General features: G+C 38.7%; 1 protein-coding gene and 1 pseudogene. Both read right to left on the reverse strand.

Features of this window, described 5'->3' with window-relative positions; all coding sequences use genetic code 11:
* Positions 1–1,431: UvrD-helicase domain-containing protein (locus P256_RS06480; protein ID WP_023272888.1), on the reverse strand; the 1,431-nt coding region annotated here is incomplete at its 3' end.
* Between the two features lie 17 nt (positions 1,432–1,448).
* Positions 1,449–2,020 (reverse strand): annotated as a pseudogene (locus P256_RS13305) (exodeoxyribonuclease V subunit gamma); the annotation flags it as partial.

The following is a 2,020-nucleotide window of genomic DNA, read 5'->3' on the forward strand; positions in this document are numbered from 1 at the left end:
AACATCATGATATGCACGAATAAAAGTAAGCATATCTCCACCACGAAATCCATAAATGGCTTGCTTACGATCGCCTACCATGATCATGCATCCTTTTTCGTATCTCGTAGGTGCACGCCAAATGCTGGCAAGCATGTTGTCTTGCTCTTGGTTGGTATCCTGAAATTCATCAACCAAAATAAGTGGGTAGCTGGTCTGAACAAAAGCTGCAAAGTGCTCACCTTGCTCCCCTTGTAGTGCTTCAGACAAAGTTTTTATTTGCTGCGCAAACGTAGTTTCACCCTGTTGCTGGAGGAGTGCAGGTAAACGCAGTTTCACTTGTTCACATAAATGGTATTTCAGATAACCTTCCGTTTCTACAAGCGCACTTTCCATATGCTGTGTATGTGCCAATACATCGACCAATTTTTGTAATGCTTCATCTGTATAGAAGCGTGTTGCATCTTGTTCAGCGCATTTCTTGGTAAAAACCTTACCGTCTTGAATGTTCTTCACAAACTTTTCAAGTGTTGTACGTGCATCTGTAAATTCTTTTAAAAAGAAGTGGCGCCCATCTTCTTTTAAAATACGTTCTATGGCCTCAGGAATAATTTGCTCAAATAAGACAGTAAAGCTATTTTGTCTAAATATTGTTTTGCTTACAGTTGGGAAAAAATTACCATCTGCCAAGTAGTAAGACGATAAGTGAGCAAAGCTCAAATTTCGTAGCTTGTCTCGTAACTTTAAAAATTGGTCTACTTCTATTTTTGGAGGCTGTACAGGCTTAAAGTATGCACTGGTAAAATTCAGTGCATCTTCTACAATTTTTATATACTGATGAGTTGGCTTTAGACGACCACTCATATAAAACCAATCTACTTGTTGTTGTGACTGTTTTTGTAGCCATTCACGCAGCACATCATGTATGAGTTGCTCGGTATACTGCTTTGACTGATCAGTAATATCAATTCGTTCAATTTTACCACTTTCAAATGCAAACTCTCGCAATAACTTTTGACTAAAGCTATCGAGTGTCCCCACAAACAACTCATCTAATTGCTCTAAAACCAATTGTAAACGACTACATGCATAAGCTACTTGTGTAGAAAATTTTTCTAATAAAACAATTTTTAATGGGTCTGCACCCTCTACCTTAAGTTGCTTGAAATGCTCAATATTTGCTTGATCATCAAATCCTTGTCGTTCCTTAAAGAATTGATGTATTTCAACCAAGCGCATACGAATACGTTGTTTCAACTCAGCGGCAGCAGCACGTGTAAATGTGGTTGCTACAACTTGTTTAGGCAAGTGCTTTTCTAGCAAAATACGCACAAGAAGACTAGACAGTGTAAAGGTTTTTCCTGAGCCTGCCGAAGCCTCTATCCAATGTAGCCCTTGAAATTGAATATCTTGAATGGGTTGAAAAGATACTTCTCGTACAGTTGGTTTCACAATGTTTTCCTTTTCAACTATTCATCAACATTCAAATATTCATAAATGGGCGCATATAGGCGATACGCCCATTCACGACAATGATTTTCTAATAAAATACTTGCATCTTGTTCCTGCAAAATAAATTGCCAATCTTGATGATACTTCGATGCTTTATCCTCACCTGCAGAGAATGCATCACTATATTTTTGTGGGTCATTCCAATGTTTAGAAAGTGTTTGCCAAGTTTTTTCATCTAAACCATTTTCTTCTGCCCATTCAGGCTGTTTGTTTCTTTCACTAGGTTTGAGCAAGAGTGCGGCAGGCAAAACAACAGGGGTCTTCAGTGCGTGTTGCCATAGACTCCACCAATGTTTCAAAAAGATATTTGCCTGTGCTGAACTAACCCCTTCATACGTAATGGTCTGATCACTAAATACAACAATATAACGATAGTCTTTGCCTTGCTCATCAAGGTTTAAATACTGCAGCCACAATAAATAATGAAGCCATGCTTTTGCACGTCGTTCGGCACGTGCACTTGAAATCTGTAGCTCAACCCACTGCGTTTCACTGGCTTGCTTTGGCACAGTAATACGTAAGTATACAT

Origin of the sequence: Acinetobacter nectaris CIP 110549, from assembly GCF_000488215.1 — a bacterium.
Lineage (GTDB): Bacteria > Pseudomonadota > Gammaproteobacteria > Pseudomonadales > Moraxellaceae > Acinetobacter > Acinetobacter nectaris.